This window comes from Enterobacter sp. ECC-175, assembly GCF_043968675.1.
In the GTDB taxonomy this organism is placed as follows: Bacteria; Pseudomonadota; Gammaproteobacteria; order Enterobacterales; family Enterobacteriaceae; genus Enterobacter.
Map to the genome: position 1 here is coordinate 4199003 of NZ_CP143776.1, position 23653 is coordinate 4222655.

A 23653-nucleotide genomic window follows, 5' to 3' on the forward strand; every position below is an offset into this window, starting at 1 on the left:
AAGGTTAACGGCGAGGATAATAACAATTAAAGAAGGGATGGAAATAATAAATAACCAAATGGACTAACCTGTTTTAGCTATCGTTCTTAACGATAAAAACGATTAAGTAATCATATGATTTTATTGCATAAAACTGAAAAAACGCCTCACTTCGGATGCTGGTTCAGGTAAAAGCCGTTTTAGTTAATGCTAAAAAATGTACTTTCCGGTACTATGCGCCGGTTTTTTCCGCATTATTTGAGAGTTCATGATGTCCACCACACTGTTTAAAGATTTCACCTTCGAAGCCGCCCACCACCTTCCGCATGTGCCTGAAGGGCATAAATGCGGCCGCCTGCACGGGCACTCGTTTATGGTGCGTCTTGAGATCACCGGTGAGGTCGATCCGCATACCGGTTGGATCATGGATTTTGCCGAGCTGAAGGCCGCCTTTAAGCCGACGTACGATCGGCTCGATCACTACTACCTGAATGACATCCCGGGCCTTGAAAACCCGACCAGCGAAGTGCTGGCTAAGTGGATTTGGGATCAGATGAAGCCGCTGGTGCCGCTGCTAAGCGCGGTGATGGTCAAAGAGACCTGTACGGCAGGCTGCGTGTATCGCGGAGAGTAAAAAATAGCCCGGCAAAACCGGGCTTTTTTTTAGGCAATATTCAGATACTTGTGCGTCTGCATCGACAGGCGCCAGTTGCGCGCGATGCAGGTTTCAATGCACAGGCGCGTCGCGTCGTCTTTCTGGCTGATCGGCTGGAGGGCAATCACGCGCTGCTTTTCATCCGTCAGCGTTGCCAGCAGCTCGTCCAGCGCTTCGATATCGCGCACGCGGCCCACCGGATGTTTGATCTCGTCCGCGCGCTCCAGCGCCTGAGAGAGCACGTCGTATCCGCCGCGCATATTCACCTTCGGCGATACCGTCACCCAGGTAGCGTGCGAGCAGCGCACCTCGTGCGTGCCGCTGGTCTCAATCTGGCAGCTGTAGCCGTTCTTTTCGAGCAGTGCGGTCAACGGCGTGAGATCGTGAATGCACGGCTCGCCGCCGGTAATCACCACGTGGCGCGCCGTCCAGCCCTGACGACCAATAATCGCCAGCAGATCTTCCGCGCTGCCCCCGCCCCACTTATCGCTCTCTTTGGTTTTCGCCAGAATGCTAAACAGCGATACTTCCCGATCTGCGAGCTTATCCCACGTATGTTTAGTATCACACCAGGCGCAGCCAACCGGGCATCCCTGTAAACGAATAAAAATTGCGGGAACGCCGGTAAAGTAACCCTCGCCTTGCAGGGTCTGGAACATCTCGTTAATCGGGTACTGCATAGTCATCTCAGTTAAGGGGATAAACGATAAGTATCGCAGATCCCCGCCTGATGATCATGCCCCATCGGTGCTTTGCGCGCCGATCGCCGCCATAAACCGCTCGGTGATCTGCTGCGGACGGGTAATCGCCCCGCCGACCACGACCGTATGCGCGCCCAGCGCGAGGCACGTCGCCGCCCGCTCCGGCGTGTCCACGTTCCCTTCCGCCACCACCGGGATCGTGACGGCCGCCAGCACGTCGCGAAGAAACGCGCAGTTATCGTCCGGCAGGGCATGGCCCTTCGTTTCTGCGGTGTAGCCGTAGAGCGTGGTGCCGACGCAGTCAAACCCCAGCGCCTGCGCCGTCGCGGCCTCTTCCACCGTGGAAATATCCGCCATCAGCAGGAGCGAGGGATAGCGGGCGCGGATTTGCGCCACCAGCGCGTCGAGCGATTGCCCGCCGGGACGCGGACGCGCCGTGGCGTCCAGGGCAATAATCTCCGGCGAGACGCCCATCAGCGCATCCACCTCTTTCATCGTCGCGGTGATAAAGACGTCACTTCCAGGATAGTCGCGCTTGATGATGCCGATAATCGGCAGCGAAACCTGCTTTTTAATCGCATCGATATCCACCACGCTGTTCGCGCGGATCGCCGCGGCTCCGCCCTGCGCCGCCGCCAGCGCCATTCGCGACATAATAAACGGGCTGTGCAGAGGTTCGTTTTCCAGCGCCTGACAAGAGACGACCAGCTTTCCCTTCAGGTTATCCAGTACGGTTTTCATGACGATAAGCTCTCTTCTACTTCATTTTTGATAATTGTGACGTGCGGGCCGTAAATGACCTGAACACCGTTGCCGCGCACAATCACGCCGCGCGCGCCGGTGGCCTTGAGCGCCGCTTCATCCACCTTGCTCCCCTCCTTCACCGTGACGCGAAGGCGCGTGGCGCAGCAGTCCACCTCTTCCAGATTGTCTTTGCCCCCTAGCCCGGCAATCACGGCGGCGGCGCGTTCGCTTTGCGACAGCGCGACGTCGTCCGCCATGGCCTCTTTTTCACGGCCCGGGGTCAAGAAATTGAAGCGGTTAATCAGATAGCGGAAGGTGAAGTAGTAAAGGAAGAACCACGGCACGCCCACCAACGGCACGAACATCCAGTGAGTTTTGGCCTCGCCCTGAAGAATGCCGAACAGCACGAAGTCAATAAATCCGCCGGAGAAGGTCTGCCCGATGGTGATGTGCAGAATATGCGCGAGCATAAACGCCAGGCCGTCGAACACCGCGTGGATCACATACAGCACCGGCGCAACGAACAGGAAGGAGAACTCAATCGGCTCCGTGATGCCCGTCAGGAAAGAGGTTAACGCCGCGGAGAGCAGCAGGCCCGCAACGCGCTTTTTGTTTTCCGGCTTTGCCGTGTGGTACATGGCAAGACAGGCGCCCAGCAGGCCAAACATCATGGTGATAAAGCGCCCGGACATGAACCGGGAGGTGCCTTCATAAAACTGGCGAGTGGTCGGGTCCGCCAGCTGGGCGAAGAAGATTCGCTGTGTGCCTTCCACCAGATGGCCGTTGACTATCTCGCTGCCCCCGAGCGCGGTAGTCCAGAAGGGAAGATAAAAAATATGGTGTAACCCAAACGGCCCGAGCATGCGCAGGATAAAGCCGTAAAGCATCGTGCCCACATAGCCCGTGGCGTCCACCAGGCCACCGAGGCCGAAAATCAGCTTCTGAAAGTGCGGCCATACTACGGTCATTGCCGCACCAACGAGGATGGCCGCCAGAGAGCTCACGATGGGTACGAAACGGGAGCCGCCGAAGAATCCCAGGAACTGAGGCAGCGCAATCTTGTTGAAGCGGTGGTGCAGCGAGCAGGTCACGAGGCCAATCACCACGCCGCCAAACACGCCGGTTTCCAGCGTCTGGATGCCCAGCGTCATCCCCTGCCCCACGGCCCCCGGATTTTCCAGCGCCAGCCTGCCGGTCAGGATCAGCAGCGCGTTGATGGTGGCATTCATCACCAGAAACGCAAGCAGCGCCGCCAGCCCCGCGGTGCCTTTATCGTTTTTCGCCAGCCCGACCGCGACACCCACCGCAAACAGCACCGAAAGGTTCGCAAAGACAATCGAACCCGCGCTGCTCATGATGGTAAAGATAGCCTGCAGCCAGCCGACGTCTAAGAAAGGATACGCCGTCAGCGTGTTTGGATTCGACAGCGCCCCGCCGATCCCCAGCAGCAATCCCGCCGCGGGCAAAATCGCAATTGGCAGCATGAAGGATTTGCCGAAGCGCTGCGCCTTTTCAAACCATCCGCCCGAAGACGCCCCACTGATCATTTGCATCATTTTTTTCATTCCCCCGAGAAGTGATGAAAATTTTTACCATATAAATTATATAAACTGAAAATTATCACCAACAACCTGGACGCGGATCATACTTTTTTAAAATGACTGGCATCTCTCCCCTGCTTTCCGCCACACTAGCCAGCAGAGAAACGCATTAAGGATTTTGCATGTCGGAAAATGAAAATCTGCTGCTGAGGCTGCGTCAGGGGCTCTCTGGATACAGTCCAACGCAGCAAAAACTGGGCGAGTTCGTGCTTCACGATCCGGCGCGGGTGCTTTACCTCACCATTACCGAGCTGGCGCGCGAAAGCCTTACCAGCGAGGCAAGCGTAACGCGCCTGTGCCGCACGCTGGGCTGTAAGGGCTATAACGAATTTAAAATGGCGCTGGCGCTCGATATCCAGCAGGGGCAGCCCGCCCGTCAGCACGGCGATGCGATCGACAGCGTTGTCGACGAATCCGTTCAGGCGCTGCAGGACACCGCCAGGCTGCTCGACAGGGCATTACTGGAAAAAGCCGCGCTTGCGCTGCATCAGGCGCGGTCCGTGCAGATTTACGGCGTGGCCGCCAGCGCGATTCTGGGGGAGTATCTGCACTACAAGCTGCTGCGTTTTGGCAAACCGGCGCAGCTGTTTAGCGATATGCACCGTGCGGCAATGAACGCGGCTACGCTTTCTGAAGACTCGCTGGTGGTCGCGATTTCCAGCTCCGGTTCAACGCGCGATTTGCTCCACGTGGTTAAGCTGGCGCGCAAGCGTGGAGTTCCGGTGCTGGCGCTCAGCAATACGCCGCGCAGCCCGCTGGCCTCACTCTGCGATATACAGCTGGTGGCAGCAAAGCCTGAAGGACCGCTAAGCGCGGGGGCATTGAATGCAAAGGTGGGTGTGATGCTGCTGATCGAACTGCTGAGCACGTCGCTTATCGCGCTTGATGGGCACTACGGCGAGGTCAGCCAGCAGACGGCCAGCGCAACGCTGCCTCTTCTGCTTTAGGCCAGACATAAAAAAACCCGCCGAAGCGGGTTTTTTTAGAACTAAAGCTCAGGATTACGCCTGACCTTTGATCTCTTTACGACCATTGTATGGTGCTTTTTCGCCCAGCGCTTCTTCGATACGAATCAGCTGGTTGTACTTAGCAACACGGTCAGAACGGCTCATAGAACCGGTTTTGATCTGGCCAGCAGCGGTACCCACAGCCAGGTCAGCGATGGTTGCGTCTTCAGTTTCGCCAGAACGGTGAGAGATCACAGCGGTGTAGCCAGCGTCTTTCGCCATTTTGATCGCAGCCAGCGTTTCGGTCAGGGAACCGATCTGGTTGAATTTGATCAGGATGGAGTTAACGATGCCTTTCTCGATGCCTTCTTTCAGGATCTTGGTGTTGGTTACGAACAGATCGTCACCAACCAGCTGGATTTTGTCGCCCAGTACTTTGGTCTGGTATGCGAAACCATCCCAGTCAGACTCGTCCAGACCGTCTTCGATAGAAACGATTGGGTACTGTTTGGTCAGGTCTTCCAGGAAGTGGGTGAATTCTTCAGAGGTAAACGCTTTGTTGCCTTCGCCCGCCAGAACATATTTACCGTCTTTGTAGAACTCAGATGCTGCACAGTCCATCGCAAGGGTGATGTCTTTGCCCAGCTCGTAGCCTGCAGCTTTTACAGCTTCAGCGATAACAGCCAGCGCTTCTGCGTTAGAACCCAGGTTTGGCGCGTAGCCACCTTCGTCACCAACAGCCGTGTTCATACCTTTAGCTTTCAGAACTTTTGCCAGGTTATGGAACACTTCAGAACCCATACGAACCGCTTCTTTCAGGGATTTCGCGCCAACTGGCTGAATCATGAATTCCTGAATATCAACGTTGTTGTCCGCGTGCTCACCACCGTTGATGATGTTCATCATTGGTACTGGCATGGAGTATTTGCCTGGGGTGCCGTTCAGTTCAGCGATGTGCTCGAACAGTGGCATACCTTTGGCAGCAGCAGCTGCTTTAGCGGTCGCCAGGGACACAGCCAGGATTGCGTTCGCACCGAAGTTAGATTTGTTTTCAGTACCGTCCAGATCGATCATGATCTTGTCGATGCCAGCCTGGTCTTTAGCGTCTTTGCCAATGATTGCCTGAGCAATAGGACCGTTTACAGCGCCAACCGCTTTCAGTACGCCTTTGCCCATGAAACGGGATTTGTCGCCATCGCGCAGTTCCAGCGCTTCGCGGGAACCAGTAGAAGCACCTGATGGAGCAGCTGCCATACCGACGAAACCACCTTCCAGATGAACTTCAGCTTCAACGGTCGGGTTACCACGGGAGTCGATGATTTCACGACCGATGACTTTAACGATTTTGGACATTAGATTTTCCTCAGTACAAGTTAAACTAAAACTCCAGACAAACAACGCGTACCAAGGGTACGCGTTGTCGTTCTAACTTTTTACTTCGCCTGACGCTTTTGATAGTCGCTGGCGGCTTTCACGAAGCCTGCAAACAGCGGATGTCCATCACGTGGCGTTGAAGTAAATTCCGGGTGGAATTGGCAGGCAACGAACCACGGATGGTTTGGTACCTCAATGATCTCGACCAGCTGATCGTCCCCGGAGCGGCCCGCAACGCGCAGACCCGCAGCTTCAATTTGTTTCAACAGCATGTTGTTGACTTCATAGCGGTGACGATGGCGCTCGGTGATGACCGGCTCGCCGTACAGCTTGCGAACCACGCTATCGTCGGACAGCTGGCAGGCCTGTGCGCCAAGACGCATCGTGCCACCCAGATCGCTCTTCTCAGTACGGACTTCGACGTTACCGTCTTCGTCACGCCACTCGGTAATCAGCGCCACAACAGGGTACTTACAGTCTGGCACAAATTCCGTAGAGTTCGCGTTTTCCATTCCCGCTACGTTGCGCGCAAATTCGATCAGCGCAACCTGCATACCCAGACAAATGCCGAGGTAAGGAATATTGTTTTCACGCGCATAGCGCGCGGTAGCGATCTTGCCTTCTACACCACGGTAGCCGAAGCCGCCAGGGATCAGAATCGCATCCAGATCTTTCAGGATTTCAACGCCGCGCGTTTCAACATCCTGTGAATCAATCAGCTTAATGTTCACGGAAACGCGGTTTTTCAGACCACCGTGTTTCAGCGCTTCGATAACGGACTTGTAGGCATCCGGCAGTTCAATGTACTTGCCAACCATACCGATAGTCACTTCGCCTGCCGGGTTCGCTTCTTCGTAAATCACCTGTTCCCATTCTGACAGGTTTGCTTCCGGACAGTTCAAGCTGAATCGTTTACAAATATAATCGTCCAGGCCCTGAGATTTCAACAGGCCAGGGATTTTATAAATGGAATCGACATCTTTCATTGAAATAACGGCTTTTTCCGGCACGTTACAGAACAATGCAATTTTTGCGCGTTCGTTCGCAGGGATAGCACGGTCAGAACGGCATACCAGGATGTCTGGCTGAATACCGATGGAAAGCAGCTCTTTAACGGAGTGCTGGGTCGGTTTGGTTTTCACCTCACCTGCGGCCGCCATGTAAGGCACCAGCGTCAGGTGCATGAACAGCGCGTTTTCACGGCCAATATCTACCGCCAGCTGGCGAATCGCCTCCAGGAACGGCAGAGATTCGATGTCACCCACGGTACCGCCGATTTCAACCAGCACCACGTCATGACCTTCGCCACCGGCAAGGACACGCTCTTTAATGGCGTTAGTGATGTGTGGGATAACCTGAACGGTTGCACCAAGATAGTCACCGCGGCGCTCTTTACGCAGAACGTCGGAGTAAATACGGCCCGTCGTGAAGTTGTTACGACGGGTCATTTTGGTGCGGATGAAGCGCTCGTAGTGGCCAAGATCCAGATCGGTTTCAGCGCCGTCTTCAGTAACGAACACTTCCCCGTGTTGGGTTGGGCTCATGGTGCCAGGATCAACGTTAATGTACGGATCCAGTTTCATCATGGTCACATTGAGGCCACGGGCTTCAAGAATGGCTGCGAGGGAGGCTGCGGCAATGCCTTTACCCAGAGAGGATACGACCCCGCCGGTCACAAAAATATAGTTCGTTGTCATGCTGAACCTGAGAAGTTAGGGTGAAACGATGGAATAACCAGGACGGGAAAGTAGTATACCCGAACACGGCGAGCGCCACAAACATTCATTCTCCGTCTCCATCTCAGGCCATGACAAACATAAGGAGTGAGAAAATAGCCCCTTTTGGGTAAATGTTTTTGACGCAAATCAAGCGCTTGTCATTTAAAAAATCACACAAATAGCGCTTGATCGCAAAATTCCGTTAGAGATCAGATTCCTGGCGTTTTACTTCCTGCCATACCTCTTCCATCTGATCGAGGTCGATTCCGGTCATTTCCAGGCCGCGTGAGGCAACGATACGCTCAACTTCGCGAAAACGGCGCTCAAACTTGATGTTCGCTTTTTGCAGCGCGGTTTCCGCTTTTACACCCAGGTGGCGAGAAAGGTTGACGGTTGCGAACAGCAGATCGCCCATCTCCTCCTCCAGCTTCGCTTCATCCACCACGGCCTGCTGCGCTTCGTGCATGACTTCGTCAATCTCTTCATGCACTTTATCCAGCACCGGGCCGAGGGAGGTCCAGTCAAAGCCTACGCCAGAACAACGTTTTTGGATTTTATGCGCGCGCATCAGCGCGGGCAGGTTTAGCGGGATGTCGTCCAGCGCAGAGTGCTGGGATTTTTCCGCGCGTTCGGCGCTTTTAATTGACTCCCAGCGGGCCAGCACTTCCGCGCTATCACCCGCGGTGGCATCGCCAAAAATGTGCGGATGACGGCGCTCCAGCTTGTCGCTGATGGCGGCGCAGATATCATCAAAGTTAAAGCGCCCTTCTTCCTGCGCCATCTGGGCGTAGAACACCACCTGGAAAAGCAGGTCGCCGAGTTCCCCGCGCAGGTCGTCAAAATCCTCGCGGGAGATCGCGTCCAGCACCTCATAGGTCTCTTCGAGAGTGTAGGGCGCGATGGTGGCGAAAGTCTGCTCTTTATCCCACGGACAGCCGTTTTCCGGGTCGCGCAGGCGTTTCATGATGCCGAGCAGGCGGTCGATTTGAGTCATAGTGTTTTCCATTAAAAACAAGCCGGGTGGCGGCAACGCCTTACCCGGCCTTCAGAAGAGTGTGTTTAACCGCCGTGCAGACGACGCGCGTCAATCACGTCCGGCACCTGGTTCAGTTTGCCAAGCACGCGGCCCAGCACCTGCAGGTTGTAGATTTCGATGGTCATATCAATGGTGGCAAGCTGCTCGCGGGTATCGCTGCGGCTGGCGACGCCCAGCACGTTAACCTTCTCGTTGGCGAGAATGGTCGTGATGTCGCGCAGCAGGCCGCTGCGGTCGTTGGCGGTGACGCGCACCACCAGCGAATAGCCCGCGGAGTAGCTCTCGCCCCAGACGGCTTCCACGATGCGCTCCGGCGCGTGCGACTGCAGTTCAGCAAGCTGGTCGCAGTCCGAGCGGTGGATGGAGATCCCGCGCCCCTGGGTGATAAAGCCCACGATATCGTCGCCCGGAATCGGCTGGCAGCAGCGGGCAATGTGGTGCATCAGGTTGCCTACGCCCTCAACCACCACGCGGCCGTTATCCTTGCTGCGCTGCTGCGGCGCGTAGGTTTTCTGCTGCAGCTGCTTCAGCGCTGCCGCATCCTGCTCTTCGGCGCTGGGCTTGTTGAACTGCGCCTGCAGGAAGTTGACCATCTGATTCAGACGAATATCGCCGCCGCCAATGGCCGCTAACAGCTCGTCCAGCTCGTTGAAGTTGTAGCGCGGCAGCAGGAATTTCTCCGCCTCTTTCAGGCTGATCCCAATATGTTCCAGCTCGTCGTCAAGGATCTGGCGACCGGCAAGGATATTCTTATCGCGGTCCTGCTTGCGGAACCAGGCGTGGATCTTAGAGCGCCCGCGGCTTGTTGTGACATAGCCCAGGTTTGGATTGAGCCAGTCGCGGCTGGGGTTCGGCTGTTTCTGGGTGATGATTTCAATCTGGTCGCCCATCTGCAGCTGATAGGTGAATGGCACAATGCGCCCACCGATTTTCGCGCCGATGCAGCGGTGCCCCACATCGCTGTGGATGTGGTACGCAAAATCGAGCGGCGTCGAGCCTGCCGGAAGATCAACAACGTCGCCTTTCGGGGTAAAGACGTACACGCGGTCATCAAAGACCTGGCTGCGCACTTCATCGAGCAATTCACCGGAATCCGCCATTTCTTCCTGCCACGCAATCAGCTTACGCAGCCAGGCAATGCGGTCCTCATGGCCGGAGCGCGCGCCGCCGGTCGTGCCCTCTTTGTATTTCCAGTGCGCGGCCACGCCCAGCTCGGCGTCTTCGTGCATCTGCTTTGTGCGGATCTGTATCTCAACCGTTTTGCCGCCGGGCCCAAGCACCACGGTGTGAATAGACTGGTAGCCGTTCGGTTTTGGGTTCGCGACGTAGTCATCGAACTCGTCCGGCAGGTGACGGAAGTGAGTGTGCACTATCCCGAGCGCAGCGTAGCAATCCTGCAAACGTTCCGCCACGATGCGCACCGCGCGCACGTCAAACAGCTCGTCAAAGGCAAGATGCTTTTTCTGCATTTTGCGCCAGATGCTGTAGATATGCTTCGGACGACCGTACACTTCCGCTCGCACGTTCTCCTCCTTCATCGCCTGGCGCAGTCCGCCGACGAACTCCTCGATATAGTGCTCGCGGTCAATGCGGCGCTCGTGCAGCAGTTTGGCGATGCGCTTGTATTCCGCCGGGTGCAGGTAGCGGAAACAGTAATCTTCCAGCTCCCATTTAAGCTGGCCAATCCCCAGGCGGTTCGCCAGCGGAGCATAGATGTTTGTACACTCCTTGGCGGCCAGCACGCGCTCGTCTTCCGGCGCATCCTTCACTTCGCGCAGGTGGGCAATACGCTCGGCCAGCTTGATGACCACGCAGCGGAAGTCATCCACCATCGCCAGCAGCATCCGGCGCACGTTGTCGACCTGCTCCGATGAGACGGAATCAGTGTGCGCCGCCTTAAGCTGGCGGATGGCTGCCATATCACGTACGCCGTGGATCAACGCTACCACGGGTTTCCCAACGCTTTCGCGCAGCACGTCTTCACTAACGACGTCAGCGTCAGCGAGCGGAAACAGCAGCGCGGCCTGCAGCGTTTCGATATCCATGTTCAGCATGGATAAGATTTCAACCATCTCCACGCCGCGCCACAGAAGGAGGTCGGCGTCCGGATGCCCCGTAGTGGTGCGCAAACAGTAGGCCCAGGTTTCGGTTAAGCGTTCACACGACTGCTGGCTGGAAATCCCCAGACTTGCGATCCATTTTTGTGGGTCAAACTCCCCAGCCTTATTGAGATGTGCACTTCTTACCGCAACCATCGTCCTCTCCTTTAGGGACAAGGGCCTGTCGAAGTCGACAAGCCAAACAAATTAGATACGTTCAAACAACACCATCGATTCCAGATGTCCAGTGTGCGGGAACATGTCCAGCATTGCCAGACGCTGAATCTGGTAACCCGCCGCCGTTAATGCCTCGCTGTCTCTGGCAAGCGTTGCCGGGTTACAGGAAACATAGACCACGCGCGTCGGCGCGAGGGTAATAATATGTGCCATTACGCCCGGGGCGCCTGCGCGCGCTGGATCGAGGAGAATCTTGTCAAAACCCTGCGTCGCCCAGGGCTGCTTCGTAACATCGTCCTCGAGGTTCTGATGAAAGAATGTCACGTTCTGCAGGCCGTTCTGCCGGGCATTCTCCTGCCCTTTCGCCACCAGCGCCTCGACGCCTTCTACGCCCACCACGCTCGCCGCCCGTTGCGCCAGCGGCAGCGTGAAGTTGCCCATGCCGCAGAAGAGATCGAGCACGCGATCGGTGGGTTTAACGTCCAGCCACGCCAGCGCCTGCGCAATCATCTTCTGGTTGACGCCGTCGTTCACCTGGATGAAATCACGCGGGCTGAACGTTAAGCGTAGCCCGTTTGCGGCGTACCAGGGCGCTTCTCCCGTTAGCGGCTCCAGTATCTCGCTTTGCGGCGCGAGGAAAAGCGCGAGCTCCTGGGAATGCGAAAAGCGTTCCAGTTTTTCCCGGTCTTTTTGCGACAGCGGTGCGGTATGGCGTAAAACCATCAGCGGGCCGTTGTTCGCCTGGACCAGCTCAGCGTGGCCGAGATGACGAACGCCCTCCAGCGACGAGAGGCAGGCGCGTACGTGAGGAAGCAATGCCTCAAGGCGGGGCACCAAAATGGGGCACTGCGTGATATCGACAATATCGCTGGAGCCTGATTGACGAAAGCCCATCTCCAGCCGCCCGGCCTTTGGAGAAGAGTTCAGGCTCAGGCGCGCGCGGCGGCGGTAGCCCCAGGGCTGGTCGGCAATAATCTCATTAACGTCGTGCTTGAGCAGGCGGGCCAGCGCGCGGCTTTTGCTCTGCTGCTGCAGCGCAACGCTGGCGTGCTGCTGCTGACACCCGCCGCAGACGCCAAAGTGCGGGCAGCGCGGCACGGCGCGTTCAGGGCTATCATTAAGACGACGCTTTACCCGGCCGCGGGCGTACTGCCGTTTATCTTCCGTTAGCGTGATTTCAGCGCGTTCCGTTGGCAGCAAGCCTGTAACAAACAAGGCCTTACCGTTGTGGCGTGCAACGCCCTGACCAAAGGGATCGAGGTCCGTTGCTTCAACAGTTATGATCTGACGCGTCGTCACGCGTCGCTTTGCAGAGTAGAATTGCGCCATCGCCGAGATTTTTCTCAAATATACATAATTGTCCTAATTGTCCCATAACGGAACGCCATGACCAACTACAGCCTGCGTGCTCGCATGATGATTTTGATCCTCGCCCCCACCGTGTTAATCGGTTTGCTGCTGAGTATCTTCTTTGTGGTGCATCGCTATAACGACCTGCAGCGTCAGCTTGAAGATGCGGGAGCGAGCATTATCGAACCGCTCGCCGTCTCCAGCGAATACGGGATGAACCTGCAAAACCGTGAATCCATTGGCCAGTTAATCAGCGTGCTGCACCGCCGTCATTCCGAGATCGTGCGGGCCATTTCCGTGTATGACGAACATAACCGCCTGTTCGTAACGTCAAATTTTCATCTCGACCCGGCGGAGCTGCAAATCCCGGACGGTACGCCGTTCCCGCGCCACCTGAGCGTATTGCGCCGCGGGGATATCATGATCCTGCGCACGCCGATTATCTCCGAGAGCTATTCACCTGATGAATCCGCCACCTCCGACGCCAAAGCCGGCAATAACATGCTCGGGTATGTTGCGCTGGAGCTGGATCTCAAGTCGGTGCGGCTACAGCAGTACAAAGAGATTTTTGTCTCCGGCATGATGATGCTGTTCTGCATCGGTATTGCCCTGATTTTCGGCTGGCGATTGATGCGCGACGTGACGGGCCCGATTCGCAACATGGTGAATACCGTTGACCGCATTCGCCGCGGCCAGCTCGACAGCCGCGTGGAAGGATTTATGCTCGGCGAGCTGGATATGCTCAAGAACGGCATCAACTCTATGGCAATGTCGCTGGCGGCGTACCATGAGGAGATGCAGCACAACGTCGATCAGGCGACCTCGGACCTGCGCGAAACGCTCGAGCAGATGGAAATTCAGAACGTCGAGCTGGATCTGGCGAAAAAGCGCGCCCAGGAAGCGGCGCGTATTAAGTCCGAGTTTCTGGCCAACATGTCGCACGAGCTTCGCACGCCGCTCAATGGCGTCATCGGCTTTACCCGCCTGACGCTTAAGAGCGAGCTGAACCCAACCCAGCGCGATCATCTGCATACCATCGAGCGCTCGGCCAACAACCTGCTGGCGATCATTAACGACGTACTGGACTTTTCGAAGCTCGAAGCGGGCAAGCTGATCCTGGAAAGCATTCCGTTCCCGCTGCGCAGCACGCTGGATGAGGTGGTGACGCTTCTTGCCCACTCGTCGCACGACAAGGGCCTGGAGCTGACGCTCAACATCAAAAACGACGTGCCGGATAACGTCATCGGCGACCCGCTGCGCCTGCAGCAGGTCATTACCAATCTGGTGGGGAACGCCATCAAGTTCACCGAAAGCGGTAATATCGATATTCTGGTGGAGAAACGGGCGCTCAGTAACAACAAGGTGCAGGTTGAAGTGCAGATCCGCGATACCGGGATTGGTATTCCGGAGCGCGATCAGTCGCGCCTCTTCCAGGCGTTTCGTCAGGCGGATGCCAGCATCTCGCGCCGCCACGGCGGTACCGGTCTGGGGCTGGTGATCACGCAAAAGCTGGTCAAAGAGATGGGCGGAGATATCTCCTTCCACAGCCAGCCAAACCGCGGCTCAACCTTCTGGTTCCATATCAATCTCGACCTCAACCCAAACGTGCTGACGGACGGCCCGATGACCGGCTGCCTGAAAGGCATGCGCCTGGCTTACGTTGAGCCTAACGCCGCGGCGGCGCAGTGTACGCTGGATATTTTAAGCACCACGCCGCTTGAGGTGATCTACAGCCCGACCTTCTCGGCGCTGGCTATCGATCATTACGATATTCTGCTGATGGGTATCCCGGTGACCTTCACCGGCGAGCTGACCATGCAGCAGGAGCGGCTGGCTAAGGCCGCCTCAATGACCGACTATCTGCTGCTGGCTCTGCCTTGCCATGCGCAGATCAACGCCGAAGAGCTGAAAAACGACGGTGCCGCCGCCTGTCTGCTTAAGCCGCTTACCGCTACGCGCCTGCTTCCGGCACTGACGGAATATTGCCGCCTGAGCAAGCACGCCCTGCCGCTGATAGAGGAAGAAAGCAAGCTGCCGATGACGGTAATGGCGGTCGATGACAACCCGGCGAACCTCAAGCTGATCGGCGTGCTGCTGGAGGATCAGGTTCAGCACGTTGAGCTGTGCACCAGCGGGGCGCAGGCGGTCGAGCAGGCCAAACAGATGCAGTTCGATCTGATTCTGATGGATATTCAAATGCCGGGTATGGACGGCATCCGCGCCTGCGAGCTGATCCGCCAGCTGCCGCACCAGCAGCAGACGCCCGTGATTGCCGTTACCGCCCACGCGATGGCTGGCCAGAAAGAGAAGCTCCTTAACGCCGGGATGAACGATTATCTGGCGAAACCGATCGACGAAGAAAAGCTGCACAACCTGCTGCTGCGCTACAAGCCCGGTCAGATTGGCGGATCATATACGTTTTCTGCCCAGCCGAGCGAACCGGTTATTGAGGCTAACCCTAACGCGACGCTCGACTGGCAGCTGGCGCTGCGGCAGGCCGCGGGTAAAACCGATTTGGCGCGCGAGATGCTGCAAATGCTGATCGCGTTCCTGCCGGAGATCCGCAACAAGGTGGAAGAACAGCTGGTGGGCGAGAACCCGGAAGATTTGCTGGACGCTATCCACAAGCTGCACGGCAGCTGCGGCTACAGCGGCGTGCCGCGGCTGAAAAACCTCTGCCAGCTGCTGGAGCAGCAGCTGCGCGGCGGCACGCCGGAGGCCGAGCTTGAGCCCGAGTTTCTGGAACTGCTGGATGAGATGGATAACGTGACGCGGGAAGCGAGGAAGGTGCTGGGGGTGTGATAGGAGGAGCGGCCTCACCCCTCACCCCGGCCCTCTCCCCAAAGGGGCGAGGGAGAAAAAACCGCATCGGACGGTCCCCTCTCCCCTATGGGGAGAGGGTTAGGGTGAGGGGAATCCCCCCTACAACCCTTTCCCAACCTTAAGCACCGCCGCGATATTCCGCGCGGCCATGCGCAGATTCGCCTGGGCATTTCCCAGCGCGTCTTCAAGCGTACAGATGCTATAAAGCACGCTAAACACCGCGTCGATACCGTGTTGATGGACCACCCCAACGTCTGCCGTCAGGCTGCCCGCGATACCGATAACCGGCTTGCTGTAGCGCTTTGCCACCTTCGCCACGCCCACGGGCACCTTGCCGTGAATGGTCTGGCTGTCGATACGGCCTTCACCGGTGATCACGATATCCGCGTCCGCAACCTGTTCATCCAGACGCAGGGCGTCGGTCACGATTTCAATGCCCTGGCGCAGCGTCGCGCCGCAGAAGGCGTAAAGCGCCGCGCCCATGCCCCCCGCCGCCCCGCCCCCTGCAAGAGAGAGCACGTCGATATCCAGATCCCGGGCGATGATCTTTGCATAATGCCCCAGCGCGTTATCCAGCGCGGCGACCATCTCGGCCGTTGCCCCTTTCTGCGGCCCGAATACCGCGGTGGCGCCTTCAGGCCCGGTGAGAGGATTCGTGACGTCGCAGGCCACCTCAATGCGGCACTCGGCCAGACGCGGGTCCAGCCCGCTGAGATCGATCTGCTTAAGCGTCGCCAGCTCCCCGCCGCCATAGCCAAGCGGCTGCCCCTGTTCGTTCAGCAGCGTCGCGCCCAGCGCCTGCACCATGCCCGCGCCACCGTCGTTGGTGGCACTGCCGCCAATTCCGATGATGATATGGTTTACGCCCGCGTCCAGCGCGTGGCGAATCAGCTCACCCGTTCCCCACGAGGTCGTTTTCAGCGGGTTACGCGCTGAAGCAGGCACAAGCTCAAGGCCGCTCGCCGCAGCCATTTCAATAAAGGCGCTCTGCTTATCGCCGGAGATGCCATAAAATGAGGAGATGCGCGTTCCGAGCGGGCCAGTGACCTCAACGACTACGCGCTCGCCGGAGGTGGCCGCCACCATGGCATCCACCGTTCCCTCCCCGCCATCGGCAACCGGGATTTTCACATATTCCGCATCAGGCCAAATTTCACGGAAACCGTCCTCAATAGCCGTCGCCACCTCAAGGGCGCTCAAGCTTTCCTTCCAGGAATCCGGTGCGATAACGAGTTTCATATAGCATCCTTACGCATGTTGACTTTGTTAAGCATACATCAGGGAAAACGACCGCTCGTGGGAGCGGTCCCAATGCCATTAGCGTACCATGCACGGACGCTTATTGTCGAATGTCCAGTCAGGGATCAGATACTGCATGGCAAGCGCATCATCGCGCGCGCCGAGGCCGTGTTTTTGGTATAGCTCGTGAGCCTGCATAAGCCGATCCATATCCAGCTCAACGCCCAGCCCCGGCGTAGTAGGAACCTGAACCATACCGCCCTTAATCTCGAAAGGCTGCCTGGTCAGGCGCTGATTTCCCTCCTGCCAAATCCAGTGGGTATCAATGGCGGTAATGTTACCCGGCGCGGCGGCGGCGACGTGGGTGAACATCGCCAGCGAAATATCAAAGTGATTGTTGGAGTGCGAGCCCCAGGTCAGGCCAAATTCGTGGCACATCTGCGCCACGCGCACCGAGCCCTGCATCGTCCAGAAGTGCGGGTCCGCCAGCGGGATGTCGACCGACTGAAGCGAGAGCGTGTGCCCCATCTGACGCCAGTCGGTGGCGATCATGTTGGTGGCGGTCGGCAGGCCGGTAGCGCGGCGAAACTCTGCCATCACCTCGCGGCCGGAGAAGCCCTGCTCCGCGCCGCACGGATCTTCCGCATACGCCAGCACGCCTTTCAGCTGCTTGCCAATGGCGATCGCCTCGTCGAGTGACCAGGCTCCGTTCGGGTCCAGCGTGACGCGCGCCTGCGGGAAACGTTTTGCCAGCGCAGAAATCGCCTGTGCCTCTTCCTCACCGGCCAGCACGCCGCCCTTCAGCTTGAAATCGTTGAAGCCGTATTTTTCGTAAGCCGCTTCCGCAAGGCGCACCACCGCGTCCGGGGTCATGGCTTCGTCGTGACGAATGCGATACCAGTCGCACGCCTCGTCCGGCTGGCTTTGGTAAGGCAGCGGCGTCTGCTTGCGGTTGCCGACGAAGAACAGATAGCCCAGCATTTCGACTTCGCTGCGCTGCTGGCCCTCGCCGAGCAGGGAGGCCACGTTGACGCCCAGATGCTGGCCAAGCAGATCCAGAAGCGCGGCTTCAATGCCGGTCACAACGTGAATGGTGGTGCGCAGATCGAACGTCTGGAGGCCGCGACCGCCCGCATCGCGGTCGGCAAAGGCGTTACGCACGGCGTTCAGGACATTTTTATATTCTCCCAGCGCTTTGCCGACCACCAGCGGAATGGCGTCTTCCAGGGTCTTGCGGATCTTCTCGCCGCCGGGGATTTCGCCCACGCCGGTATGACCGGAATTGTCCTTGATGATAACGATGTTGCGGGTAAAAAATGGCGCGTGGGCTCCGCTCAGGTTCATCAGCATGCTGTCATGTCCGGCAACCGGAACGATCTGCATGGCGGTAACGACGGGAGTGGAAAATGTGCTCATTGTTCAATCCTTTTATCAGTGACGTCCAAAAACAGGGCGCTTGCGGTCAAAAGTCCAGCCGGGGATAAGGTACTGCATCGGGCCCGCATCGTTACGTGCGCCACCCGGCAGTTTTTTATAGGCTTCGTGCGCCTGATGGATCTGATCCCAGTCAAGCTCTACGCCCAGCCCCGGTGAATCCGGAACGGCAATGGTGCCGTTTTTAATCTCCAGCGGATTTTTGGTCAGGCGGGCTTCCCCCTCCTGCCAAATCCAGTGGGTGTCGATGGCGGTCGGATGACCCGGCGCCGCCGCGCCTACGTGGGTAAACATCGCCAGCGAGATATCGAAATGGTTATTGGAGTGGCAGCCCCAGGTCAGGCCCCAGTCGTCGCAAAGCTGCGCCACGCGGACCGCGCCGGAAAGCGTCCAGAAGTGTGGATCGGCCAGCGGGATGTCCACCGCGTTGAGCATGACCGCGTGGCCCATTTCGCGCCAGTTGGTGGCGATCATGTTGGTTGCGACCGGCAGCCCGGTGGCGCGACGAAATTCCGCCATCACCTCACGGCCGGAGAAACCCTGCTCCGCGCCGCACGGGTCCTCCGCGTAGGTCAGCACGTCGCCGAGGCCTTTGCACAGGGCGATGGCCTCATCCAGCAGCCACGCGCCGTTGGGATCGACGGTGATCCGCGCCTCCGGGAAGCGTTTTTTCAGCGCGCGGGCGCTTTCAATTTCCTGCTCGCCCGGCAGCACGCCGCCCTTCAGCTTGAAGTCCTTAAAGCCGTAGCGATCCTGGGCAGCTTCCGCGAGGCGGACAACCCCCTCGCTGGAAAGCGCCTCCTGGTGGCGAAGGTGATACCACTCGTGGCGCCCCGGCGAACTCGCCAGATACGGCAGATCGGTTTTGTTACGATCGCCGACATAGAACAGATAGCCCAGCACGGTCACCGCGTCGCGCTGCTTGCCCGGCCCCAGCAGCTCACACACCGGGACGTTGAGCGCTTTGCCCAGCAGATCGAGCAGCGCGGCTTCCAGCGCGGCCACCGCGTTGACGCGCAGCTCGAACGTCCAGGCGCCTTTGCCGAAGGTGTCGAAGTCCGCGGACTGATTGCCCTTGTGCACCCGCTGAACCACCTTGTTTAAACGGGCAATCTCCTGCCCCACGACCTGCGGGATCGCATCCACCAGCGTCTGGTAAATGACCTCTCCGCCGGGCGCCTCGCCGACGCCGGTATGGCCGGCGCTGTCGGTGAGGACCACGATGTTGCGGGTAAACCAGGCGTTATGCGCGCCGCCGATATTGAGCAGCATGCTGTCCTGTCCGGCCACCGGAATGACCTTCATATCGGTTATGACCGGGCTTGATTGGGTTGTCATCATTCGCGCTCCGCAACAGGTTTAAGCTCGACGCGCTTAATGTCGCCCACCAGCACCAGGTAGCTCAGTACGGCCACCAGCGCGTGGATGCCCACGTAGATTAACGCGCCGTTGAAAGAGCCCGTCGTGCCGACGATGTAGCCGATGGCAATTGGCGTCACGATCCCGGAAATGTTGCCGAACATGTTGAACAGGCCGCCGCTCAGGCCGCTGATCTCCTTCGGCGCGGTATCCGCCATCACCGCCCAGCCCAGCGCGCCAATTCCCTTCCCGAAGAACGCCATCGCCATAAAGCCGATGATCATCCACTCTGCGTTAACGTAGTTGCAGAACACCATGGTCATGGAGAGCAGCATGCCCAGCACGATAGGCGTTTTGCGCGCGATATTCAGCGAGCCCGTTCGGCGCATCAGCCAGTCGGAAATTACGCCGCCCAGCACGCCGCCGACGAAACCGCAGATGGCCGGAACCGAGGCCACAAAGCCCGCTTTCAGAATCGACATACCGCGCGCCTGCACCAGGTAAACCGGGAACCAGGTGATGAAAAAGTAGGTTAAGGCATTGATGCAGTACTGGCCCAGGTAGATGCCAATCATCATGCGCGAGCCGACGAGCTGCTTGATCTGCGCCCATTTCTGGCTAAACGGCACTTTGGCCTTCTCGGTTTTCAGATCCATATTGATCAGCGCGCCGCCTTCGGCAATGTACTCCAGCTCTTTTTTGTTCACGCCGGGATGCTGATTCGGCTCGTGGATCACCTTGAGCCAGATAAAGCTGATAACGATCCCCAGCCCGCCCATGAAGAAGAAGACGTGCGACCAGCCCACCTCATGCGTCAGCCAGCCCATGATCGGCGCGAAGATGACGGTCGCAAAATATTGTGCCGAGTTAAAAATGGCGACTGCCGTTCCCCTCTCCTGCGCCGGGAACCAGGCCGCGACGATTCGGCTATTGCCGGGGAAGGAAGGCGCTTCCGCGAGCCCTACCAGGAAGCGGAGGGTGAAGAGCGCAATGATAATGCCGAAGCCGCTAAAGATGTCGACAAAGCCCTGCAGCAGGGTAAACATCGACCAGATAAAGATGGACCAGAAGTAAACGCGTTTAGAGCCAAAGCGGTCAAGCAGCCAGCCGCCGGGAATTTGGCCGATAACATAGGCCCATGAAAATGCAGAGAAAACATAACCCATACCGACCGGATCGAGCCCGATATCTTTTGCCATTTCGGAGCCGGCAATCGACAGCGTTGCGCGGTCCCCATAGTTAAAGGACGTGACGATAAACAGCATCACCACAATCCAGTAGCGAGCGTTGGTGCGCTTTTCAGCGCTGCTCGCCGCGTGGCTTAATGTACTCATTGATGCACTCCTGAATCATAGCTTTCGCCTGGTTCATTCTGTAACGCACCTGTAGGGTAATCAGAATGAGAGGTTAGTGGTTGGCAGTTTTGGTACGGCTACGTGCCGTTTTATAGTGACGGGAAAAGTATAAGTAAGGGGGGGTAAGTCCCTCACCGTGCAGGAACACAACATTGAAGAGAGTGTGGAACGTTGTTTGGGGCATAAGCCCAAAGCGGTGGAAGATGGTTCACGGAATTGGCGTTTGGCGGGGGTGATGCAGGCCCGCGCAGGCGAAGCGCGGGCATGATGTTACTTGAGGAGCGTCGCCCAGTGCTCAACCCACGGATTGGATTCGCTTTCGGGTTCCGGATGTTCACCGGCGTCGATCAGCAGCATTTCACCCACGCGCTGGGCGCTCTGCTCCTGGAGGAGCGCGTCGAACTGCTTGCCGCCTCCGCAGAAGTTAGCATAGGAGCTGTCGCCGAGCGCAATGATCCCGTAACGCACGTCGGGCTGGTAGCCCAGCTGGTCTTTAATGCCCTGGAACAGGGGAACAATGCTGTCCGGCAGATCGCCCTGCCCCGTTGTCGACGTCACGACCAGGATGTATTTGTCTTTATACTTTTCCCAGTCGGCCAGTTCCGGGTCTTCGTAGACCGTAGCCTTATGGCCCTGATTTGCAAGGATCGCTTCGGCTTCTTCCGCCACCAGCAGCGAGTTACCGTACATTGTGCCGACAAAAATACCCACTTCAGCCATGCTTTGCTCCGTTAATTTTCACAGTTATTGTTCATCCTGAACGCTGCCCGCCGCAAACTCAACCCTTTCATTTTCGGGGAGTTGTCCCAGCCAGCCAAACTGTGACAGCGCCTGCATCCACACGTCGTCCAGCCCTGCGCGAAGGGTCAGCGGCCTGCCGGTAAACGGGTGGGTCAGGCTGAGTTCGCTGGCGTGGAGCATCAAACGGTTGCAGCCAAAGTGCTCTGCCGCGCTGCGGTTCTGGCGCAAATCTCCGTGCTTGCTGTCGCCGATAATCGGGTGGCGAAGGTGCGCAAGGTGGCGGCGAAGCTGGTGCTTGCGCCCGGTTTTGGGCAGAAGCTCAACCAGGCTGTAGCGCGTGGTGGGAAATTTACTGGTCGCCACCGGCATTTCCGCAGTGGCCATCCCGCGATAGTCGGTAACCGCAGGCTGCGGGCCTTTATCATCGCGGGCAAACTTATCGGCAATCTTGTCCAGCTCTTCCACGAGCGGGTAGTCAAGCCGGTCCGACCCGGTCAGCCAGCCGCGCGCGATCGCGTGATAGCGCTTTTGGATCTGGTGCAGTTCAAACTGCTGTGACAGCAGGCGCCCCGCCTCGCTTGAAAGCCCCATCAGCAGGACGCCAGAGGTTGGCCTGTCGAGACGATGGGCGGTAAAAACGTGCTGACCAATCTGGTCGCGCACGGTCTGCATTACCACGACCTTCTCGTCACGATCGAGCCAGCTGCGGTGTACCAGCCATCCCGATGGCTTATTCACCGCCACCAGCCACTCGTCCTGATAGAGGATTTCAATCGTCATGCATCAGCACCGGCAAAAAGCGCGTCCAGGCGAGCCAGCTCGGCGAGCACAGCCTCGCGGGCGGGATGGGTTTGCTCCAGCGCCATTTCATAATAGGGGGAAACGGCAAACGCCTGCGGCAGCGGGTGGCCGCCTTCAAGCAGCGCGTGCATGCGCGGAATCAACACCCACTGCAGCCACTCAAAGGGTGCCAGGGTATCGAGGCAAAACGGCTGGGTGCTGGCGAAGGCTTCAGGCTGCGGCGCGGTCTCCTGCCACAGCTGGTGATGGCGAAGAAGGGCTTCGATGGCGTGCAACTGCGCACGAACGCTCTCGTGATGCGTCATGGTAACCTCAACTGAAAATCTGAACGGCGCGCAGCATAGCATTGCAGGAAGCAGAAATAAAAAAGGGAGCACTGTAAAAACAGTGCTCCCGGTTCGTTCCGCAGCATTCCAGCTACAATTTGTGCTCCCTGCTCATCCGTGACAACTTTTCCTGCGCCCAGGGGCGTGTTCATCCGTTAACCGTTGCATCCTGCTCACATCGTCCTGACGTGATTGTTTCATCCTGAAACGTCCTGGCCTTCCTGACCCACCGACCATCCTGACCGGCTCTCATTCTCCTTCCTGGAGGTGTCCCTTACGCGTCCTGCGTTATCCTCTTTGCTTCATCCTGAAGCCTTCCTGCAGCGCCATCCTGACGTGTCCTGTGTGAAAAACGTCATCATCCTGATGTTCGTTCTTCGTGTCGGCGTCCTGTCGACGGAGATAGAATCCTCTATTCCGCTTCGTCTTACAACCCACCTTATTCGTAGTGTAAGTCTTAAGAAACGCTATCCAGGGTCGCAACAACACCCTAATCAATTGATTTAACAATGAATGATATATTAAAAAAATTAAGGCAATACTGAAAGTAACGCCGATCTCCTACAAACCTTGTAAGAGATCTCTCACACGTTCGATAGCATCCTGGATTACAGAAGCGGCTCAATTCTGGTAAGGAAATCCGCAAGAGAAGGCGCGAGCACGTCGCGATTGCGGGTACCGATGGTCTCTTTAATCACTTCGCCTGACAGATTGCAGACTGAAATGACGTCCAGCTCGCTGTCGAGCGTGGCAATAAAGAGCGTCGGAGAAAGCTTAAGGCGTTTTTGCGTAACCAGGTGACCAATCAGGTTCTCCTGTACGCGCTGGAGATCGTCCTCACTCCAGGTTTGCAGCAGGGTTATTTCCACATCAGCAAAGCGCGCGGTCATATCACCGGCAAACTGGGTGGTATAAAACGCGTGAACCGCGGGTTGTACCACAAGGTCCATTGCGCGTTCAACCGCATTTACATTTTGTTCGTCCGTAAAAGGTTTCGGCTGCCAGATAACGCTGTCTTCAAGCGTAGAGATAATGCACGGCGAAGGCACGCCATATAATTCAGCGCTTTGCGGCCACGTTCCCTGTTTTTCATGCCAGGCGTCGCAATAGCGGGTCGTAAAGTTCGTCAGGGCATTAGCAGTTTCGATATCCACCGATTTCTCTCTTCGTGTAAGACAGGATAAACTCAGCCCA

Annotated in this window: 19 protein-coding genes; 3 read left to right on the top strand and 16 right to left on the bottom strand. The window is 57.6% G+C overall.

Going from position 1 to position 23653, the window contains the following annotated elements:
- Positions 1 to 247: 247 nt before the first annotated feature.
- The gene (queD, locus tag V1599_RS19905; RefSeq protein ID WP_181573196.1) at positions 248 to 613 is read left to right on the top strand and encodes a 6-carboxytetrahydropterin synthase QueD; all 366 of its coding nucleotides are present in this window, start codon (positions 248 to 250) and stop codon (positions 611 to 613) included.
- 29 nt (positions 614 to 642) lie between these two features.
- Here queD and queE read toward each other — a convergent pair whose 3' ends face one another.
- The 3 genes from queE to V1599_RS19920 are packed head-to-tail and all read right to left on the bottom strand — an operon-like array spanning position 643 to position 3635.
- A complete protein-coding gene (queE, locus tag V1599_RS19910) occupies positions 643 to 1314 on the bottom strand; it encodes a 7-carboxy-7-deazaguanine synthase QueE (RefSeq protein ID WP_395300718.1) in 672 nt (223 codons plus the stop codon).
- A gap of 54 nt (positions 1315 to 1368) precedes the next feature.
- A complete protein-coding gene (locus tag V1599_RS19915; RefSeq protein ID WP_395300719.1) occupies positions 1369 to 2076 on the bottom strand; it encodes an N-acetylmannosamine-6-phosphate 2-epimerase in 708 nt (235 codons plus the stop codon).
- Positions 2073 to 3635, bottom strand: a complete 1563-nt coding sequence (locus V1599_RS19920) for a maltose/glucose-specific PTS transporter subunit IIC (RefSeq protein WP_395300720.1) — start codon at positions 3633 to 3635, stop codon at positions 2073 to 2075. The genes V1599_RS19915 and V1599_RS19920 overlap by 4 nt, the downstream gene beginning before the upstream one ends.
- 167 nt (positions 3636 to 3802) lie before the next feature.
- On the opposite strand from V1599_RS19920, the gene V1599_RS19925 reads away from it, so the two are divergent.
- A complete protein-coding gene (locus V1599_RS19925) occupies positions 3803 to 4627 on the top strand; it encodes a MurR/RpiR family transcriptional regulator (protein WP_395300721.1) in 825 nt (274 codons plus the stop codon).
- Between the two features lie 54 nt (positions 4628 to 4681).
- Here V1599_RS19925 and eno read toward each other — a convergent pair whose 3' ends face one another.
- From eno to rlmD, 5 genes are all read right to left on the bottom strand, one after another.
- Positions 4682 to 5980: a phosphopyruvate hydratase gene (gene eno, locus V1599_RS19930; RefSeq protein ID WP_112009718.1), complete on the bottom strand. Its 1299-nt coding sequence runs from the start codon at positions 5978 to 5980 to the stop codon at positions 4682 to 4684.
- Positions 5981 to 6060: 80 nt separating this feature from the next.
- Positions 6061 to 7698 carry a glutamine hydrolyzing CTP synthase gene (gene pyrG / locus V1599_RS19935; RefSeq protein WP_112009719.1) on the bottom strand — a complete coding sequence of 546 codons (1638 nt, stop codon included), beginning with the start codon at positions 7696 to 7698 and terminating at the stop codon, positions 6061 to 6063.
- A gap of 223 nt (positions 7699 to 7921) precedes the next feature.
- Positions 7922 to 8713 (bottom strand): nucleoside triphosphate pyrophosphohydrolase, encoded by a 792-nt coding sequence (gene mazG, locus V1599_RS19940; RefSeq protein ID WP_112009720.1) that lies wholly within the window; start codon positions 8711 to 8713, stop codon positions 7922 to 7924.
- A gap of 65 nt (positions 8714 to 8778) precedes the next feature.
- A complete protein-coding gene (gene relA / locus V1599_RS19945) occupies positions 8779 to 11010 on the bottom strand; it encodes a GTP diphosphokinase (protein WP_297115672.1) in 2232 nt (743 codons plus the stop codon).
- A 51-nt stretch (positions 11011 to 11061) separates the two neighbouring features.
- On the bottom strand, positions 11062 to 12360 hold the full coding sequence (rlmD, locus tag V1599_RS19950; RefSeq protein WP_395300722.1) for a 23S rRNA (uracil(1939)-C(5))-methyltransferase RlmD: 1299 nt from the start codon (positions 12358 to 12360) through the stop codon (positions 11062 to 11064).
- Between the two features lie 57 nt (positions 12361 to 12417).
- Here rlmD and barA point away from each other — a divergent pair, with 57 nt between their 5' ends.
- Complete coding sequence (gene barA, locus V1599_RS19955; RefSeq protein ID WP_112009723.1) at positions 12418 to 15183, top strand: two-component sensor histidine kinase BarA; 2766 nt, start codon at positions 12418 to 12420, stop codon at positions 15181 to 15183.
- A gap of 120 nt (positions 15184 to 15303) precedes the next feature.
- Here barA and V1599_RS19960 read toward each other — a convergent pair whose 3' ends face one another.
- From V1599_RS19960 to syd, 8 genes are all read right to left on the bottom strand, one after another.
- Complete coding sequence (locus V1599_RS19960) at positions 15304 to 16443, bottom strand: glycerate kinase (RefSeq protein ID WP_395300723.1); 1140 nt, start codon at positions 16441 to 16443, stop codon at positions 15304 to 15306.
- Positions 16444 to 16521: 78 nt separating this feature from the next.
- Positions 16522 to 17859 carry a glucarate dehydratase gene (gudD, locus tag V1599_RS19965; RefSeq protein WP_395300724.1) on the bottom strand — a complete coding sequence of 446 codons (1338 nt, stop codon included), beginning with the start codon at positions 17857 to 17859 and terminating at the stop codon, positions 16522 to 16524.
- Positions 17860 to 17874: 15 nt separating this feature from the next.
- Positions 17875 to 19215 (bottom strand): enolase C-terminal domain-like protein, encoded by a 1341-nt coding sequence (locus V1599_RS19970; protein WP_395301598.1) that lies wholly within the window; start codon positions 19213 to 19215, stop codon positions 17875 to 17877.
- Positions 19215 to 20570, bottom strand: a complete 1356-nt coding sequence (gene gudP, locus V1599_RS19975) for a galactarate/glucarate/glycerate transporter GudP (protein ID WP_395300725.1) — start codon at positions 20568 to 20570, stop codon at positions 19215 to 19217. The genes V1599_RS19970 and gudP overlap by 1 nt, the downstream gene beginning before the upstream one ends.
- Positions 20571 to 20861: 291 nt before the next feature.
- The gene (locus V1599_RS19980) at positions 20862 to 21311 is read right to left on the bottom strand and encodes a flavodoxin (RefSeq protein WP_112009727.1); all 450 of its coding nucleotides are present in this window, start codon (positions 21309 to 21311) and stop codon (positions 20862 to 20864) included.
- Positions 21312 to 21335: 24 nt separating this feature from the next.
- Positions 21336 to 22112, bottom strand: coding sequence for a tRNA pseudouridine(65) synthase TruC (gene truC / locus V1599_RS19985; protein ID WP_112009728.1), 777 nt, complete (start codon positions 22110 to 22112; stop codon positions 21336 to 21338).
- Positions 22109 to 22438 carry a YqcC family protein gene (locus V1599_RS19990; RefSeq protein ID WP_112009729.1) on the bottom strand — a complete coding sequence of 110 codons (330 nt, stop codon included), beginning with the start codon at positions 22436 to 22438 and terminating at the stop codon, positions 22109 to 22111. Before V1599_RS19990 ends, truC begins: the two co-directional genes overlap by 4 nt.
- Before the next feature lie 629 nt (positions 22439 to 23067).
- Complete coding sequence (gene syd, locus V1599_RS19995) at positions 23068 to 23613, bottom strand: SecY-interacting protein (protein ID WP_112009730.1); 546 nt, start codon at positions 23611 to 23613, stop codon at positions 23068 to 23070.
- Positions 23614 to 23653: the final 40 nt, after the last annotated feature.

Coding starts and splice junctions, on each gene's coding strand:
- V1599_RS19920 (WP_395300720.1), bottom strand. CDS start 3,635: ATGATGCAAATGATCAGTGGGGCGTCTTCGGGCGGATGGTTTGAAAAG.
- eno (WP_112009718.1), bottom strand. CDS start 5,980: ATGTCCAAAATCGTTAAAGTCATCGGTCGTGAAATCATCGACTCCCGT.
- barA (WP_112009723.1), top strand. CDS start 12,418: ATGACCAACTACAGCCTGCGTGCTCGCATGATGATTTTGATCCTCGCC.
- V1599_RS19990 (WP_112009729.1), bottom strand. CDS start 22,438: ATGACGCATCACGAGAGCGTTCGTGCGCAGTTGCACGCCATCGAAGCC.
- relA (WP_297115672.1), bottom strand. CDS start 11,010: ATGGTTGCGGTAAGAAGTGCACATCTCAATAAGGCTGGGGAGTTTGAC.
- truC (WP_112009728.1), bottom strand. CDS start 22,112: ATGACGATTGAAATCCTCTATCAGGACGAGTGGCTGGTGGCGGTGAAT.
- queD (WP_181573196.1), top strand. CDS start 248: ATGATGTCCACCACACTGTTTAAAGATTTCACCTTCGAAGCCGCCCAC.
- V1599_RS19960 (WP_395300723.1), bottom strand. CDS start 16,443: ATGAAACTCGTTATCGCACCGGATTCCTGGAAGGAAAGCTTGAGCGCC.
- gudD (WP_395300724.1), bottom strand. CDS start 17,859: ATGAGCACATTTTCCACTCCCGTCGTTACCGCCATGCAGATCGTTCCG.
- gudP (WP_395300725.1), bottom strand. CDS start 20,570: ATGAGTACATTAAGCCACGCGGCGAGCAGCGCTGAAAAGCGCACCAAC.
- pyrG (WP_112009719.1), bottom strand. CDS start 7,698: ATGACAACGAACTATATTTTTGTGACCGGCGGGGTCGTATCCTCTCTG.
- V1599_RS19980 (WP_112009727.1), bottom strand. CDS start 21,311: ATGGCTGAAGTGGGTATTTTTGTCGGCACAATGTACGGTAACTCGCTG.
- V1599_RS19970 (WP_395301598.1), bottom strand. CDS start 19,215: ATGACAACCCAATCAAGCCCGGTCATAACCGATATGAAGGTCATTCCG.
- rlmD (WP_395300722.1), bottom strand. CDS start 12,360: ATGGCGCAATTCTACTCTGCAAAGCGACGCGTGACGACGCGTCAGATC.
- V1599_RS19915 (WP_395300719.1), bottom strand. CDS start 2,076: ATGAAAACCGTACTGGATAACCTGAAGGGAAAGCTGGTCGTCTCTTGT.
- mazG (WP_112009720.1), bottom strand. CDS start 8,713: ATGACTCAAATCGACCGCCTGCTCGGCATCATGAAACGCCTGCGCGAC.
- queE (WP_395300718.1), bottom strand. CDS start 1,314: ATGCAGTACCCGATTAACGAGATGTTCCAGACCCTGCAAGGCGAGGGT.
- V1599_RS19925 (WP_395300721.1), top strand. CDS start 3,803: ATGTCGGAAAATGAAAATCTGCTGCTGAGGCTGCGTCAGGGGCTCTCT.